Annotated in this window: 11 protein-coding genes; 5 read left to right on the forward strand and 6 right to left on the reverse strand. The window is 43.2% G+C overall.

What is annotated here, in order from left to right; translation table 11 throughout:
* The first annotated feature begins 223 nt into the window (after positions 1–223).
* Positions 224–3,322, forward strand: a complete 3,099-nt coding sequence (locus CXF83_RS07630) for an EAL domain-containing protein (RefSeq protein ID WP_101092641.1) — start codon at positions 224–226, stop codon at positions 3,320–3,322.
* A 152-nt stretch (positions 3,323–3,474) separates the two neighbouring features.
* Positions 3,475–4,806, forward strand: coding sequence for a DEAD/DEAH box helicase (locus tag CXF83_RS07635; RefSeq protein ID WP_101092855.1), 1,332 nt, complete (start codon positions 3,475–3,477; stop codon positions 4,804–4,806).
* Positions 4,807–4,948: 142 nt separating this feature from the next.
* Here CXF83_RS07635 and CXF83_RS07640 read toward each other — a convergent pair whose 3' ends face one another.
* Entirely contained in the window at positions 4,949–6,361 is a 1,413-nt protein-coding gene (locus tag CXF83_RS07640; protein WP_101092642.1) for an endonuclease/exonuclease/phosphatase family protein, read from the reverse strand.
* Positions 6,362–6,681: 320 nt separating this feature from the next.
* Here CXF83_RS07640 and CXF83_RS07645 point away from each other — a divergent pair, with 320 nt between their 5' ends.
* Positions 6,682–7,005: a hypothetical protein gene (locus CXF83_RS07645; RefSeq protein ID WP_232775067.1), complete on the forward strand. Its 324-nt coding sequence runs from the start codon at positions 6,682–6,684 to the stop codon at positions 7,003–7,005.
* A 98-nt stretch (positions 7,006–7,103) separates the two neighbouring features.
* Here the strand turns inward: CXF83_RS07645 and CXF83_RS07650 are convergent, their stop codons facing one another.
* The gene (locus CXF83_RS07650; RefSeq protein ID WP_198553526.1) at positions 7,104–8,000 is read right to left on the reverse strand and encodes a mechanosensitive ion channel family protein; all 897 of its coding nucleotides are present in this window, start codon (positions 7,998–8,000) and stop codon (positions 7,104–7,106) included.
* The gene (locus CXF83_RS07655; protein WP_145991672.1) at positions 8,001–10,343 is read right to left on the reverse strand and encodes an ATP-binding protein; all 2,343 of its coding nucleotides are present in this window, start codon (positions 10,341–10,343) and stop codon (positions 8,001–8,003) included.
* A 224-nt stretch (positions 10,344–10,567) separates the two neighbouring features.
* Here CXF83_RS07655 and CXF83_RS07660 point away from each other — a divergent pair, with 224 nt between their 5' ends.
* Positions 10,568–11,701, forward strand: coding sequence for a CobW family GTP-binding protein (locus tag CXF83_RS07660; RefSeq protein ID WP_101092645.1), 1,134 nt, complete (start codon positions 10,568–10,570; stop codon positions 11,699–11,701).
* 254 nt (positions 11,702–11,955) lie between these two features.
* On the forward strand, positions 11,956–13,068 hold the full coding sequence (locus CXF83_RS07665; protein WP_232775068.1) for an energy transducer TonB: 1,113 nt from the start codon (positions 11,956–11,958) through the stop codon (positions 13,066–13,068).
* A 76-nt stretch (positions 13,069–13,144) separates the two neighbouring features.
* On the opposite strand, the gene CXF83_RS07670 is transcribed toward CXF83_RS07665, so the two are convergent.
* From CXF83_RS07670 to CXF83_RS07680, 3 genes are read right to left on the reverse strand one after another with little or no spacing between them, the layout of a single operon-like run.
* Positions 13,145–13,714, reverse strand: a complete 570-nt coding sequence (locus CXF83_RS07670) for a LutC/YkgG family protein (RefSeq protein ID WP_101092647.1) — start codon at positions 13,712–13,714, stop codon at positions 13,145–13,147.
* A 4-nt stretch (positions 13,715–13,718) separates the two neighbouring features.
* Positions 13,719–15,092, reverse strand: a complete 1,374-nt coding sequence (locus tag CXF83_RS07675) for a lactate utilization protein B (RefSeq protein WP_101092648.1) — start codon at positions 15,090–15,092, stop codon at positions 13,719–13,721.
* An 8-nt stretch (positions 15,093–15,100) separates the two neighbouring features.
* Entirely contained in the window at positions 15,101–15,844 is a 744-nt protein-coding gene (locus CXF83_RS07680) for a (Fe-S)-binding protein (RefSeq protein WP_101092649.1), read from the reverse strand.
* Positions 15,845–15,966 lie beyond the last annotated feature (122 nt).

Genomic DNA, 15,966 nt, shown 5'->3' on the forward strand with positions numbered 1-15,966 from the left:
ATTAAATATGCCTGAATGATTGGGTGATTTGATGCTGTTTGTCATCAAAACCCTGTGCTTTAAGCCTTTATAAAAATGTGTAAAAACAAATAGTATATTGAATAACTGGGGCTGAATGGCTTGAATGAAAAATGGACAGGCGCTGGGGGATATTATTTCACCTCTATTCTGCTAGAATCTTAGTAACCCCTATTAAATTTTTTGCATGGATGAATCGTACTTTATGGATCAAAGTTTAATTTTTTCGCTTATTCAAAATGCGGCATTGTTGTTAGCAATGGTGTTTGTTTACGACGCGTTTCCTCGCAGTCATAAACGAGAACTTGATGTGCTCTGGAGAATTGGGATCGGCGCCCTGGTTGGGGTTATTGCTGTTTCAGTTATGTTGAGTCCTTGGCAATATAGTGAAGGCGCTTTCTTCGATTCAAGAACGGTTATTCTCGGTATTTCTGGCATGTTTTTTGGTGGTATACCGACATTGGTTGCCGTACTTATTAGTGGTCTGTTCCGTTTAAGCGAGGGCGGGGTTGGCGTATGGTCTGGTATTGGGTCGATAATGACATCGGCATTAGTGGGCTACTTGTGGGGGAAATATCGTAAAGGCGATATCAGTGACATTCGCTTTAGAGAGCTACTCATATTCGGTTTTAGCCTTAATACATTAGTGCTGTTGTGGGGGCTAGTGATGCCGTTAGATGCGGCTATTTCAATGCTTAGACAGATAACGTTACCTGTTTTAATAATCTTTCCAATCACTACTGCGTTCTTGGGAATGTTGTTATCCCGACGGATTGAAATAGAAAGAGACCAAAAAATAAAATTGCAAGATCACCTGTTGTTTAAGTCTCATTTTCAAGCGGGCAGCATGGGCATTGCGATTACCGATAATCAGCATCAGTGGATAAAAGTAAACCCAAATTTATGCCATATGTTGCAATACAGCGAACCCGAGCTACTTGAACTCTTGTGGTCAGACTTGATCCATCACAATGACTTTAACCTTTATCAGCATTACTTCTCAGAGATGTTGGCGGGGGATAACAACGAGTTCGAGCTTGATATTCGATTTATCGCTAACGATGATTCTATTGTGTATACCCACATGACAGTGGCTTGCCAAAGAAATCAAGGCAAAGTCGAATTAGTCATTATTGGTTTATTAAATCGAAGTTCGCAAAAACAAGCCGAAATGGCAATGTTAGCCAGCCAAGAGCAATTGGGTTTGGTGTTAGATAGCAGTGAGCTAGGTTTTTGGGACTGGGATATTGTTAATGATAAGGTCGAGCGCAACGAACATAGTGCCAACTTGCTTGGCTGCGATGTCACTACGCTCAATAATAACCCCAAGCTTTGGATGCGGGCAATTCACCCGAAAGACAGAGTAGGAGTGCTTAGCTCGATAGATGAACATATTAGTGGTGTGAGTGAACAGCATAAAATTGAATATCGAATGTACTCTCATACTGGCGAGATCCGCTGGATCTTGGATTCAGGAAAAATAGTGAGTCGAGACGAAAATAATAAACCGTTACGTATGTGCGGTGTGCATACGGATATTACCGACCGTAAGCGGGTTGAAGAGTCATTAAAGTTAGCGGCATCGGTTTATAACAACAGTAGCGAAGCGATGAGTGTGCAAGATGAAGCTGGCACTATCATCAATATAAATGCCGCGTTTACTGATATTACCGGCTATAGCGACGTTGAAATTAAGCAGCAGAATATTCAGATTTTGCAATGTAATCGAAATAATCGCAGTACATATGAGCAGATGGAATTGTCAGTAGAAGAAACAGGTCGCTGGCAGGGGGAGACATGGTTAAGGCGCAAAAATGGTGAAGAGTTTGTGGTGTGGTTAACCCTTAACACACTGTTTGATGCTGAAGCACAAACTGAACGTCGAGTGGCGCTGTTTTCCGATATTACCGATAAAAAACAGGCTGAACAGATAATCTGGAAGCAAGCTAATTATGATCCTCTGACCGGATTGCCCAATCGTCGAATGTTGCTCGACTATCTTGGCGCTGAGATTTTAAAGTCAGATAGGCGAGAAAAACACTTTGCATTGATGTTTCTTGATCTTGATTACTTTAAAGAGGTTAACGATACATTAGGGCATGACATGGGGGACTTACTGTTAACCGAAGCCGCAAAGCGCTTGAAGAGCTGTATTCGAGATAGCGATGTTGTTGCACGACTAGGCGGTGATGAATTCACGGTGGTACTTTCTGGCATCACTGATATAAAAGGGGTGGATAAAGTCGCTCAAAACATTCTTAACCGTATTGCAGAGCCCTTTAACCTTGGCGAAGAGAGCGCGTATATAAGTGCCAGTATTGGTATTACCCTTTATCCTGATGATGCCGCAAGTATCGAAGGGTTATTGAAACACGCCGATCAAGCGATGTACGCCGCTAAAGATCAAGGTCGGAACCGATTCCATTACTTCACCCCGTCAATGCAACGGAACGCTAAATACCGTATGCGCTTAATTCAAGATCTCAGGTTGGCGATTTCAAACCAAGAGTTTGAATTATATTATCAACCGATAGTCGGTTTAGCTGATAATCATGCGATCAAAGCGGAAGCGCTCATTCGTTGGAATCACCCGAAGCGTGGATTAGTGTCACCGATAGAGTTTATCTCTGTCGCCGAAGAGACAGGACTGATTATTGAGATTGGTGATTGGGTCTTTCAACAAGCCGCGCGTCAATGTGCTCTGTGGCGCGATCGATTTGGAATTGAAGTACAGATCAGTATCAACAAATCGCCAGTACAATTTAGGGATGAAGGTGAGAGCTTTGAATCTTGGATTGCACTGCTTAAAACTCTTAATCTTAGCCGGAACTCTATTTGCATCGAGATTACCGAAGGCTTGTTACTTGATAGTAATGAGACGATATACCATAAACTCGCACAGTACCGTGCTGCTGGGATGCAGATCTCACTTGATGATTTTGGCACTGGCTACTCCTCTTTAGCCTATCTTAAAAAATTCGACATTGATTTTTTAAAAATCGATCAGTCTTTCACCCAGAATTTGGACAGCAACAGTGATGACTCTACCTTGTGTGAAGCGATTATTGTGATGGCACATAAGCTAGGAATGAAAGTGATTGCAGAAGGTGTTGAGACAGATTACCAACGACAAGTGTTATTGGATGCGGGTTGTGACTATGGTCAAGGATACTTGTTCTCAAGGCCTGTGCCTGCGGAGCAATTTGAAACGAACTGTATTATTCCCGCGACCCAAAAGGTGACCGTTGAGGAACCACAAGAGCGTAAGCAAAGTGCAGTTGAAGCTTATACTAAAAATAAGTGATGTTAGCTTACTGTTATCGTTTTTCCTTGAGTCGTTAATAACAGCATAGAGAAAATGTGCCTTGTCGTGGCTTCACTACGTTTGGCTATATTAACTGCGCTGGGTTTTTGGTAGACTCCGCGCTCACTTTTATTCCCTGTACTGAGCCAACCATGAACTTTGATGCATTCGATTTACATCCCCACATTTTAGATGCTGTCTCTGCGCGCGGTTACCAAGCGTTAACGGAAGTACAGGTACAAGTATTACCTGTGGCAATGCAGGGTAAAGATATCATGGCATGTGCCCAAACTGGCACCGGCAAAACGGCAGCATTTGCGCTACCGTTACTGAATACCTTATCGAAGCAAATGGAGCTTCAGCAAAGCAATGAAGCAGAAACGGCTACCCCAAGTGAGTATAAGGCTGAGTTGAGAGTCTTAGTGTTAACGCCGACTCGCGAACTCGCTATCCAGGTTGCTGAAAATATTCAAGCCTATTCAAAGTTTTTGCCTTTTAAAACCGCGGCGGTTTATGGCGGCGCCAATATGAATCCGCAACGTAAAGCGGTGCAAGGTGGCGTTGATATTCTAGTGGCTACTCCTGGTCGCCTGTTTGATCTTATCGGTCAGTTTGGCTTGGACCTGTCCAATGTCAGTCATTTAGTGGTTGATGAAGCAGACCGTATGTTAGACATGGGGTTTGTTAGAGATATTGAAAAAGTCAAAAAGCTGGTGGCCCGTGAGCATCAGACACTCTTTTTCTCGGCAACGTACAGCGAAGATATTAAAACGTTAGCGCAGAAGATGCTTATAGCCCCTGAGTGGATTAATGTTGCCACTGCGCCAACAGCGAGTAGCATCACTCAAGAGGTTTACTTAGTCGATAAGCGCCGTAAATCTGAGTTATTGTCTGAGCTTGTGGGTCGTAATAACTGGCAGCAGGTTTTGGTGTTTGTCAGCACCAAAGAAGGCGCTGAACATTTACACACAGAGCTTAAACTCGATGGCGTAAAAAGTGCTGTATTTCACGGTGATAAAACTCAAGGTTCTAGAAACCGAGCGTTAGAAGAGTTTAAAACGGGCAAACTAAGAGTCATGGTAGCAACTGACGTTGCAGCCCGTGGTTTGGACATTGAAGCACTGCCATTAGTGATTAACTTTGAGCTGCCTTTTGCCGCTGAAGATTACGTGCATCGAGTGGGTCGTACTGGTCGAGCGGGTTTATCTGGCCGTGCAATATCATTTGTATCTCCACAAGACAAAGAGATGTTGCAAGAGATTGAGCAAATCATTGAGCTGACACTGCCGTGTATTACACTTCCCGGTTATGAAGAGGGCGCGCCTTTACCTGCACGCTATCGCGATGTCACCACAAAGGCTGTGAAAGAGAAGAGTCATAATAAGCGTAAATACCAAGAAAAAAGACGCAATGATGCAAAGCCACGACAAGGTGATAGCGAAAAAAATCGTTATGGTCGCACCAATACCAAAGTGAGCAAATAAACGTTTATTAAAGCGCGAATAATATCGTTTTTAGAATAAAAAAAAGTGAACGCTAAGTTCACTTTTTTTATGTCTGACTTTTAACTTTAACGATAAAGCGCAGTGATGTTTAACTGCGCTTATCATCTTTATTCATCGTTAATTACAGTTCAACGTTGATCCATACTAAACGGTGATCTGAAGAGACTGACTTTCCGCCGCCGCCATACTTGCCAACACGAGCGTCGTTCATCATTAGGCGACCATCTTCAAAAGTCGCTGGCCAGAATACACCTGAGTCAGTCACATTTAAGTCACTTGATGGAATGACGTGGTCTAAACGTAGTCCTGAGGTACTGGTCACCATGTCTGGGTACTTAGTGCCCCAGTTTTCAGCGCGACATTCGCCAGTGGCTAAACATTCAGGGCCGCCTAAACTCGTTGGTGCATAAACACCATGAGTTGCTAACTGGTTAACTTGGTCACTGTATATTAAGCCTTTGATGCTATCTAAATAACCGTCACCACTTTCTGGATCGGCATTTAAGTCGCCTAAAATAACGAATGATGCATCAGCAGTAATGCCACCTTTGTTGCCAGCATCATCATAGATGTAGCTGCCTTCACCAGAGATGTAGTCATCCCAGAATTTAATTTCAGCGCGGTTAAGCAGCTTATTATTTTCGGTTATGGTATCGAAAATAGGCGGTGTTGGGTGTGATAACAATAAGTGAACCACTTTGTCGCCATTTTCAGTTGGGATGATGATAGGGGCATCAACGTGGTTTTTAGAAGACAATGGCTTTGCTGCCCATGCTTCTTTACTGTACCACTCGTCACCACATGCCATGCCGGCTGGAATTGGGTTATTAGCATCTTCACAATTGGTGATTGTTGGGTTTGCTCCACCTGGCATATCTTTCCACTTAAAGTTTTGGAAAGTACGTACGTTGTCAGTATCAATTGGGTATTGTGATAATAGACCGAATGCATATTGACCGTGGTAGAAACCAAAGCCCCAAGCATCGCCAGGTAGGGCAACGCTGCCGTTACGGTCTAAATCGAAATCACTGAGTAAACCTGTATTAGTGGCAAAGCTCTCAGCGTAACCAAATTGGATTGGCTCAAGTAATGTGACGTCGTCGGAAGTAGACCCTAACGCATTCTGTGGTACTGCAAGGTAGTTTAAACGAAAACCTTGAATGGCTTGTTGATCTTCACCGGTGCCATCGTTGTTGAATTCAGCCATTAACAGTACAGCTGGACGTTCAGTTTGGATAATGGCAGCGATGTTACGAATTTGAATCACTTTCTCAGCGACCGCTTTTTCAGCATCGGTTAGTGAACCATCAAACCATTTGTCCATTAAGTCTTGTTGCTCAGTTTGAGTGAGCTTCATTTCGGTAACGAGATCGGCGTAGGTATTTCTGTCGAAAGATAAGTTATAAGTAGCTATACGAACATTCGTTGTGTCTGGAGTTGGATCTGTTGGATAGTAGTTGTTGGTTTCATCGCTACATCCAGCTAGCAGTGCGACAGTAATTGCAGCGGCAGCTGCTGTTTTTAGTAATTTCATGTTTTGACCCATCAATAATAGTTATTATAAAACGCTCAATTTTTTGAGCTTCGCAGGTATTCTATACAGCTGTAGATTTGATGAAAATGAATCTCGGTTAACTTGGTGTTTAAGTGTTGTTTTAATGAGCTTTTGTTGTTTGTTGGTAACTGGGTTTGGTTGTTAATGTTGCACTTGAGTGTGTGATGTTGGGCTCCGTATTGGTGGCCATGAGAGGGCTGTGCGATGAGCCGGTGGGATTGGAACGTGTGGATCACAGTTTCTTTTACTCATGGCTCAGATCATAATGCTGTTTTGTTAATGTGTGGATGGAGATGATAATGAGTGTGCGTTTAGCAATGGCTATAGGGAGCGCTATATTGTTGTTTTGTGGTTGCAGCTCAACGAGCGAGCCGCAATTGAGCCAAGTTTCGCAACTACAGCAAGCACAAGACTGTGATCTAACTTGGTTTAAAAAAGTTGAAATGCAGATATTAACAGGCGATGACAATGGCCATGGGCCAGATTTAGGCTCGCTTGAGTGGCGTTCTGTGGTGGAGTTTAAGTTAGGCGTACGAGGAGATGAGTGGTTGCCGGAAATAAGCTCTGATTTGTGGTGTCACTATATCGATGAGCATTTTATCAAAAAGGCCGGTGTTGAATAGAGTCATCAGTATTTAGCGTTTTAATCAGTTTTGTACTCAACTCGAAACACTTATTCATCGAGAATGTTAGTGACAGTAAAGTATAGCGCTATGCAAGGTTAGCGAGAGAGCTTAGTGCTCTGCATAATAGTGGGAGGGCAAATCTGTTGTTTTTTAAATTCTTGCATCACTTTAAGTGTAATATCAGTTTCAAACAGCTTTTCGTATTTAGTGTCGAGAACGTAGGCTTTTAGTGTCAGTTTGATAGCAAAGTAACTGTCACTAATATCTTGTTTGACCAAAACGACAATCGGTTTAGGTAAGTGGATATAGCGACTCGATGCAGCGGCTTCTCTGATGATGTCGGTCGCGAGTGACAAGTCTTGATCCAGCGCGACATAGAAGGGGATAACCACTTGCATGTCTAATGCGCCATAGTTACCACTGACCACCACATCGCTTAGAAACTTACTGTTAGGAATGGTAATAATGTCATCAGTTAAGGTGCACATTCTGACCGAGCGAAGCCCAATCGTGATGATATCGCCATAATGTCCCTCAAACGTGACTCTATCACCGACTTGAAATGGCCTGTCTATCATTACGGTTAACCCTGCAATAAAGGAGGCTGCGAGGTCTTTCATCGCAAAGCCGACTGACACTGCTAGTGTGCCGCCAATAAGCGTGAGTACTCTGTCATCGACTCTAAAGCTGAGCATGAACACCGAGATCCCAGCGGTCATGTAGACAAAAAACTGGAAAAATGACTGTAGCTTTTGCGCTAACATACGCCTTTGTGCAAATTGACTACTTATTGAGTTGACAATGTTCTGGGTGAATTTCAACATCAACCAAGCAACAAAAAGCACTAATCCTGAAATGAAAACACCGCTCCATCGAATAAGACTGGCAATGTCAGTTAGGCTATCCAGATTGGGCGATAGATCTTCTGCTAATGGTTGAAAGCTTATGAATAGCGTCAGCAGAAGCAGCTTTGAGTATCGTTTTAGCATCATCTACTTTACCAGCAAGTGTTGGTTATGCAGTGTATTTGTGATGTACCTAAACCAATGTGAGGATATTTTGGCTTTATCGTCAATTAGCTCGATAAAGCCCCGATTTTGAAAATAGCGCAGGGTATTTAGCACTTCTGCAAAACCTAGCTGGGTACAAGCGGACAGCTCTTCCGCTGACGCTACCTCTAGCTGGACTATCGCTCGCAGCACTGCCAACATAGGTTTTGGCATATTCTCAAGCTCCTTGGCATCGGGTGCTTTAAAGATCCTCACAAAGACTTCACCACTGATCTTATCTTGGTGCAGAGATTGTCTAAAAAAGCGCAATGCAACACTTGGATTACCGTCTGAGTAGTCCCATAGAATACGATAAAACCCCTGTTCTGCTCGTTGCTTTTCTGTTAGCTCGTGTTCATCCCACTGCTTAGGCAGTTTTAATCCAGCAAAGCTGAGCGCATGCTCGCCATCCATATCAATACGGCTGCTTAATAGCGCTGCAATTTGAGTTTCACTCCAGCGGGGCATTGCTACCACTTTATCAAACAACAGCCTTTCCCCTCTTGCTCGGTCAACAAAGCGCCAAGCTGATTGTTCTACTCCTAGGAGTACACCGTGTTGATTACGGCCTCGACGTAATAACTTAGATAGCTTCATTAAGTCAATTAAGCCACCGACCTTAGGGCTAATAATTCGCTGGCAATCATCGATGCAGAACACAAATCGTTTCTCTGTACTTCTTAGCAGTTGCAGCAGTTCAGTCTCATCGGCGTCTTTAGCTAAACCCAGTGCAGTATTGATTTGTTGCACGAGTGGTTGATAACCACCATAAGGGCAGCTTATGTAAATAGCATTTTCGGAGTTTGCTCGGTAGATTACTCTTTTTAGTAGTGTTGTTAGGCCTAAGCCTCGCTCACTATAAATTAGCGCCATGGCGGGAGTGGGGGCAAGTACATAGCGAGCAATCTCATTGAGCTCAGTGCTGGCGTAATTTTCGATAAGTTCGCTATCTTCGTGCCCTGGCTTTACGTAGGAAAAAGTCTCTTCACCTTTTATTCGCACCATATTGGCATTCTGTTTATCAGCTTGGCTCTGCTTCGCCACTTCAACTCGAAAAAAATAGGCGATAGCATGCTTAAATGTTTGGTACTTAGATAGCTTATTAAAGAGTTCTTGAAATAGGCGCTGCGAAAAGAGTCTATATACGCCAATGAGCGTAGCTATAGGGGCTAAAAGAGTCACGGCTTGTCTTTTTATTGCCCAGTCAATATAAGCGGGGTGCTCGTCAGAATGGCTTAACTGTTTAAACACCACACTACGCCAATTGGTTAATGTTTTAATTAATAGTATGAGTAATACCAGCAGCATTAAGGTTTTGACCCAAGTGTATATCGTTCCTTGATAGACACTCATCTCGGTTGCTTTAAGAATAATACCGGCTGCCATTAGTGTCCAAACCCAATGTTTTACGGTACTAACGCGCAGCTCTACTATCTCAGATTGATTGTTGTAATGGCTGTGGTGTGAGGTGAATTCAGTGAGCAGTCGAATGATAATGGCTGCCGCAAAACTCCAATTAATGACCACACTCAAATAGTTAATACTATCGAGGCCGGGCAAGGTCATTAAGGTGTTAATCATAATGCTTAGGGCTGTAAACCAAGCTAAAGGTGCTTGTACTTTATTGAGGTAACGCCAAATTACGTGGCTAATAGGCTCGCCAGATAGTGGCTTTCTCTTAGTGTTTTTTAATTGAGAAACAATGAGTTTTGGTGCTGTTTTAAGCCACCAAGATAACAGTATGCCGATTAAACTGAGTTTGAAAATAAGCACTAATAAAGGAAAGGGTGAGACCTTTAGATCTGTGGTGAATCTGACTAGATGTCTAAACTGGGAGATCAGCTGATAATTGATGATCGCTTCGGTGACTTGTGCCTCGAGCAAAAGCTGCCTAACGCCGTCTGGGCCAAAACCTGTAAACTGCTCATTAATATTGACCGATACGTAGGTTAATAGTTTTGCTTTGTTCTGGCTTAGGCTATCGAGCGATAACTTGGTTTGCTCAATTGCAGGCCAGTCATTAGGGTCTTTGGAGGTTCGAAACTGACGTAACTGTTGATTCAGTTGCTTGGCATGAGATTGCTGCTGTTCAAATGTATTGATTAATATATTGGTTGCGCGATTTTGATCGCGATTATCGGCGAGGTGTTGCTCGGGTAGGGCATTGACTTGGGTCGAAATTGCCTTGCTCTTATCTGTCAATTCTGGAGTATCAAAAGTAGACCAATTAGCCAGAAGGTCAAATGGTGCGAGTACTAGGGCGCAAAAAAGCAGTTTATTTAGCATCTGTTTTCGCAACATATAAGAGTCGTACTCCAGCTGCAGTATTCTTATTTCTCATTATTGAAAATAGCATAAGTGACAGATTTTGCCGATATTTTAGCCTCGTATAATGCCGGATTTGATCATCAGCAGTGTGGATTTAGCATTACTATTTATGGGTTAAGCAGTGACATCGACCCAAGATCCCGATTAGAATCTCGAGCAACTAGTGCTTATGAGCCACTTTTATGATCCAAAAAATAATTCCTACTAACGTCATTACCGGCTTTCTTGGCGTTGGTAAAACGTCATTTATTAGGAGCCTGCTAAGCCAAAAGCCTGCAGATGAAGTGTGGGCTGTGTTGGTCAATGAATTTGGCGAGGTCGGTATTGATGCTGGCCTGCTAGGCGGAGAAACGGAGCAGATACAAATTAAAGAGGTGGCGGGTGGCTGTATGTGCTGTGCTGCAGGTTTACCGATGCAAGTGGCTATTAACCAGTTAATCGCTAAAGCTAAACCGGATAGATTACTTATCGAACCCACTGGTTTGGGTCACCCTCAAGAGGTGCTTAAGGTATTAACTCAAGCTCATTATCAGCAAGTGCTAGCGATGAAAACATGTATCACTTTAGTGGATGCAAGAAAGCTCAGCGACAGTCGATATACTCAGCATGATATTTTTAATCAGCAGTTACAAGTGGCGGATCTGGTATTAGCGAGTAAGGCCGATTGTTATGAAACACCTCTTATAGAACAATTATCTGACTATATTACGGCCGTAAATAATGGTGCTGTTACTCGTGGTTCTAATAGCGACTCAAATAGTAACTCAAGTTATACCAACGCGTGGAAACACCGTGCTATTGAACCCTGGAGTACTAAGCAGGTTGAGTTGTTAATGCCATCAATAATCGCACGACTCAATCAGCCACATGAGCAGATAGTTAATCAGTGCGAAATACAACAATTAAACGGTTCATCTTTTGTGATACAGCAACCAGCACGGCTTTTAGATGTTAATTACAGCCCGTTGTTCTCTAAAGAAGCTAAACCACAAGATGTTGAGTTTGACGGACAAGGCATCATGTGTAAAACCAAACATGCTGATGGGTTTTACAGTTGTGGCTGGGTATTCGATTTAAGTTATGAATTTGATTTTGATAAGTTATTGCACTTAATTAAAAGCCTAGAGGTTATTCGTCTTAAAGCCGTGATGATCACCGAAGAGGGGATTGCTGGGTTTAATAGTGTGGACTCTGAGTTATCTATCGTTGAACTTGACGATGCGATGGACTCGAGAATTGAGTTGCTGTCTATGTCAAAAATAGACCGTGAGCTTATCGAAGGTGCACTCTTATCGGTTTGTTCGCGACTCGGATAATAAACGTCTATTTGAGGACTGTTGATATACATTTTCACTGAGTACAACAGTTTAAGGTAAAGTCGTCCGCGTAGACGTTATGATTAGCGAGGGCTAAACAGGGATTAACTTATTAACTTATTAATAATTAGCTGTGAAAGTAAGCGGTAAAAAAGTAGAGTGTTATAAAGGAATCGTTATTATCGATAGGCTGCTGACTTTTTTAAGCAATGGCAAGTTTATGATATGAAGTTTTATAAAACAGGATGTTAGAAATGAAATTATTCTCTAAAACGATATTGGCCACAGCATTATCCGTGACAATGTTTGCCGCTAGCCCACTATCAGCCTCAGAGTTTGGCGATACCTATAAGGCCTACAATGAGGCAGTGGCAGCAGAGAACAGTGCTGATATTGAGACCTATGCGCTTAAGGCTTATCAACTTGGTAAACAAAAGTTTGCATCAGATAGCCTTGATATTGCCATGCTTGCCCTCAATGCTGCGGATGCATTAATCCTAAATGTACCGAAAAGTACTTATGCCGAAGAAAATGCCGCAAAGGCCAAGAAGCTCAAGCAGCAGGCATTTGAGCTTTATAAGGTTGCACTGGTTAACTACACCAAAAGCTACGGTGATGAAGCGGTTGAACTTATAGATCCTTTGATGGGATTAGCTGACTCCAGTAGTAAAAAAGATGCTCGTGAGTATTTAGATGATGCATTGGATATTGCAGAAGATTCTGATGACGTATTGCTGCTAGCCGATACCCAAATGGCCTACTTTAAAGTGCTAAAAAACACTCGCTATTACAGCCGTAAAGTACGTGATTACGCAATAGAGGCCTATGCAGGCTATAAAGAAGTACTTCCTGAAAATTCAATGAAACGAGTTTTAGCCGCTTTTACCGTTGGCTCGATTGAATATGCGGAGAAACATTATGATGCCGCTGAGGTAGCATTACTCTATGTGATTAAGCAGTTTGAAGCTTTGGACTTTGATCATCCGTATGAATTGGCTGCACATGCTAAGTTAGTTGAGATTTATGAAATCCAAGGCGAAAGTGATAAGTCCACTCAGCATTGTATTGCTATTGGCAGTATGAAGCCTTGGAGTACAGAGCAGGAGCAAACACCGCTGTTTAGAGTGCCGCCTAAGTACCCTATGTCATCCTTGAAAAGAAGACAGGAGGGCTGGAGCCAAGTCAGCTTTACTGTTAATGAAATGGGTTTTGTGGTTGATCCGGTTATTATGGATTCTAAAGGGGGTTCAGCTTTTAATAAAAGCACACTTAAGGCATTAAAGAAATGGCGTTATGCGCCTAAATTTGTAGATGGTAAAGCGGTTGCTGCAAATTCGACGGTACAGTTAGATTATAAAATACAGTAATTACAAACTACATTATTAAACGGTATAAAAAGCTGAGGTGACTCAAAAGTGAGCACCTCAGTGTCATTATGTATGACTAGGTTAAATACACGTTTAAACTACAGGCGCCATGCGCGCCCACAACCAGTGCTTGCTCAATATCTGCCGTTTTAGAAGGTCCAGCGATAAACGTGCCAAACTCCCCTGGTGCTAATGTCATTAAACTAGTGGCTTGATGCATATTGGCAACAATGCTTTTAGCTTCTATCACTAGCAATAGATTTTCACAAATGAACGGCGTCACCCGGTGGCCCAGATTCTTGGTATTTACCCAGATAGCACCATTTTCTGCTACACCACAATCCCCAGGGATCACCGCATAGTCGATATCTCTTAGTTCATGAGCCGTAGCGCTGACCTCACGGTTACCACTAATGCCCTCAACCATAGAGATAACTTGCATACCTTGAGCAATGTGCTCATCGACAGTGGTTTGCAAATTAACTAAGCCACCTTCGCGATGAAGAGTACCTGCAACCGTTATTAAGTTAGCTTCGAACTGGCCAACTAAATCGTCAATACGTGGTGCAACATCAATAGTCGGCATAGCGTGTGGTGCCATAGCGGCACTTTTTAATGCATTTAAAATATGTTGTTTGCTAGACATGTTATTAGCCTCTATTTTTCTTAAACCAAGCTTCGAAGCTTGAGTTCGGTGCCACTGGGAGCTCGCGATATTTGCCCCATGCGCCTGAGAAAGGTTTTAGTAAACTGCCGGGGAGTATTTTTAACGCCATACGGGCAATACCCATTGAACAGTTGAGCGCGGTTTCACTGGCCATAAACTTACCGACTAATGGCATGTAATTGGATTTACCGTAAGGCAATTTACCGGCTTCAGCTTTAAGTCTTCGATGGTGGTGAATAATCTTGTCTAACGGCACTTTTGTTGGGCATACATAGGAGCAGCTGCCACACAAGGTACATGCCCACGCGATAGAGTTAGTATCATCATGCTGAGCACCCACAGCGATACCGATAGGACCTGGGATGGTGTAGTTGTAACTGTGTCCACCAGAACGACGATAAACAGGACACGTATTTAGACAACCACCACAGCGAATACATTTTAGCGCTTCCGCGAGGATCTTATCTTTGAGCATATCAGTACGGCCATTATCGACAATAATGACATGCATTTCACCGCCGTCCTGTGGACCACGATAGAAAGAGCTGTAAGTGGTGATTGGTTGACCTGTGGCGTTTCTCGCTAAGGTACGCAGTATTACCGCGGCACTCTCTAGGTTGGGTACAACCTTGTCAATTCCCATAGAGTGTAACTGCAATTTGGGTAAGTTAGCTCCCATATCAGCGTTACCTTCGTTGGTACATACCACCACGGCGCCTTGGTCTGCAATCGCCATATTAACGCCGGTCATTGCGGCATCGGCAGACAGAAATTTCTCACGTAGGTGTTGGCGAGCTGCACGCGTTAAGTAAAGTGGGTCAGAGGCACCAGCATTAGTGCCGAGCTTCTCATGGAATAGATCACCCACTTCCTCTTTTTTCATATGGATAGCCGGTACCACAATATGTGACGGTGGCATTTCAGCTAGCTGAATAATACGTTCACCTAAATCAGTATCGATAACTTCAATGCCACGCTCTTCCAAATATGGATTCATGTGGCACTCTTCGGTGAGCATCGATTTAGATTTGACTACCTTCTTTACGTGATGCTTGGCCAAGATCTCATGCACAATACGGTTGTGTTCTGCGCCATCTTTAGCCCAGTGCACCTTTATATTATTCTTAATACAGTTTTGTTCAAACTCTTCTAAATACTCTGTCAAATGGGTCAGTGTATGCAGTTTCATCTCTGAGCCGATTTGACGTAACTGTTCCCATTCTGGAATGCTTCCGGCAGCACGATCGCGCTTTTCGCGCAGTGTCCACAATGCTTTAGAGTGCCAATCAACGCGAGATTCGTCTTTGCAGAATATCTCCGCTTTATGGGCATGAACGTTAGATTTTGAAGTCGACATGTCTGCTCCTATAGCACTGCGTTAAGAATTTGAGCGATGTGGCGTGTTTCGATAGGCAATTTTTGGCGTCTAACCATACCGTCGATATGAAGGAGGCAAGATGGATCGAATCCAACAGCATATTTGGCTCCGGTTGCCGCGTGCGCTTGCGCCTTATCTTTGCCCATTTTGGCTGATACCGCGCCTTCATCAACGGCAAACGTCCCCCCGAATCCACAGCATTCATCTAGCTTATCTGGATACACAATTTCGATTTCAGGGATCGCGGCAAGTACGGCTTCAAACTTGTTCTTGCGGGGGCCCATTTGCTCGCTTGGGGTGGCCAAATCAAGCATACGAATACCATGGCAACTCATCTGAAGACTAATTTTGTGTGGAAATGATTTACTAAAAGCAGGGATCGGCGCGACGTCGTGTAAAAACTCAGTCAATTCATATAGCTTTGCAATCACGGCTTGTGCTTCTGGGCTATCGTCGAACTCGTGGAAATTTTCTTTAGCAGCCACTAAGCATGAGGCGGCAGGGCAGACGATGGCATCGCATTCAACACCTTTAAAGGCATTGAGTAGTTTTAATGTGGTTTTCTTGGCTTCGTTAAAACAACCTGAGTTAGTCATTGGTTGACCACAGCAGGTTTGACCTGAAGGCAAGATGACTTGATGACCGAGTTTCTCTAGTAGTTCAAGTGTTGCGATCCCGACTTCTGGGACCATCTGATTCACTAGACACGGAATGAAAAGTGCTATCTTCATTTTGCTTTCTCTTCTATTTGCAGACATTGTTAGCAATTTAGAGCCGTAAAAAGTCTGCAAGAAGCGGACTTTAATATAGACCCGGTATTCGCTTTAGGTTTTTATCACCTGTTCAATATAGG

This window comes from Shewanella sp. Choline-02u-19, assembly GCF_002836205.1.
Classification (GTDB): domain Bacteria; phylum Pseudomonadota; class Gammaproteobacteria; order Enterobacterales; family Shewanellaceae; genus Shewanella.

Excerpts from the sequence above, each read along its gene's own strand:
- CXF83_RS07635 (WP_101092855.1), top strand. The coding sequence starts at position 3,475 with ATGAACTTTGATGCATTCGATTTACATCCCCACATTTTAGATGCTGTC.
- CXF83_RS07670 (WP_101092647.1), bottom strand. The coding sequence starts at position 13,714 with ATGTCTAGCAAACAACATATTTTAAATGCATTAAAAAGTGCCGCTATG.
- CXF83_RS07680 (WP_101092649.1), bottom strand. The coding sequence starts at position 15,844 with ATGAAGATAGCACTTTTCATTCCGTGTCTAGTGAATCAGATGGTCCCA.
- CXF83_RS07650 (WP_198553526.1), bottom strand. The coding sequence starts at position 8,000 with ATGATGCTAAAACGATACTCAAAGCTGCTTCTGCTGACGCTATTCATA.
- CXF83_RS07645 (WP_232775067.1), top strand. The coding sequence starts at position 6,682 with ATGAGTGTGCGTTTAGCAATGGCTATAGGGAGCGCTATATTGTTGTTT.
- CXF83_RS07640 (WP_101092642.1), bottom strand. The coding sequence starts at position 6,361 with ATGAAATTACTAAAAACAGCAGCTGCCGCTGCAATTACTGTCGCACTG.
- CXF83_RS07675 (WP_101092648.1), bottom strand. The coding sequence starts at position 15,092 with ATGTCGACTTCAAAATCTAACGTTCATGCCCATAAAGCGGAGATATTC.
- CXF83_RS07630 (WP_101092641.1), top strand. The coding sequence starts at position 224 with ATGGATCAAAGTTTAATTTTTTCGCTTATTCAAAATGCGGCATTGTTG.
- CXF83_RS07660 (WP_101092645.1), top strand. The coding sequence starts at position 10,568 with ATGATCCAAAAAATAATTCCTACTAACGTCATTACCGGCTTTCTTGGC.
- CXF83_RS07655 (WP_145991672.1), bottom strand. The coding sequence starts at position 10,343 with ATGCTAAATAAACTGCTTTTTTGCGCCCTAGTACTCGCACCATTTGAC.
- CXF83_RS07665 (WP_232775068.1), top strand. The coding sequence starts at position 11,956 with ATGAAATTATTCTCTAAAACGATATTGGCCACAGCATTATCCGTGACA.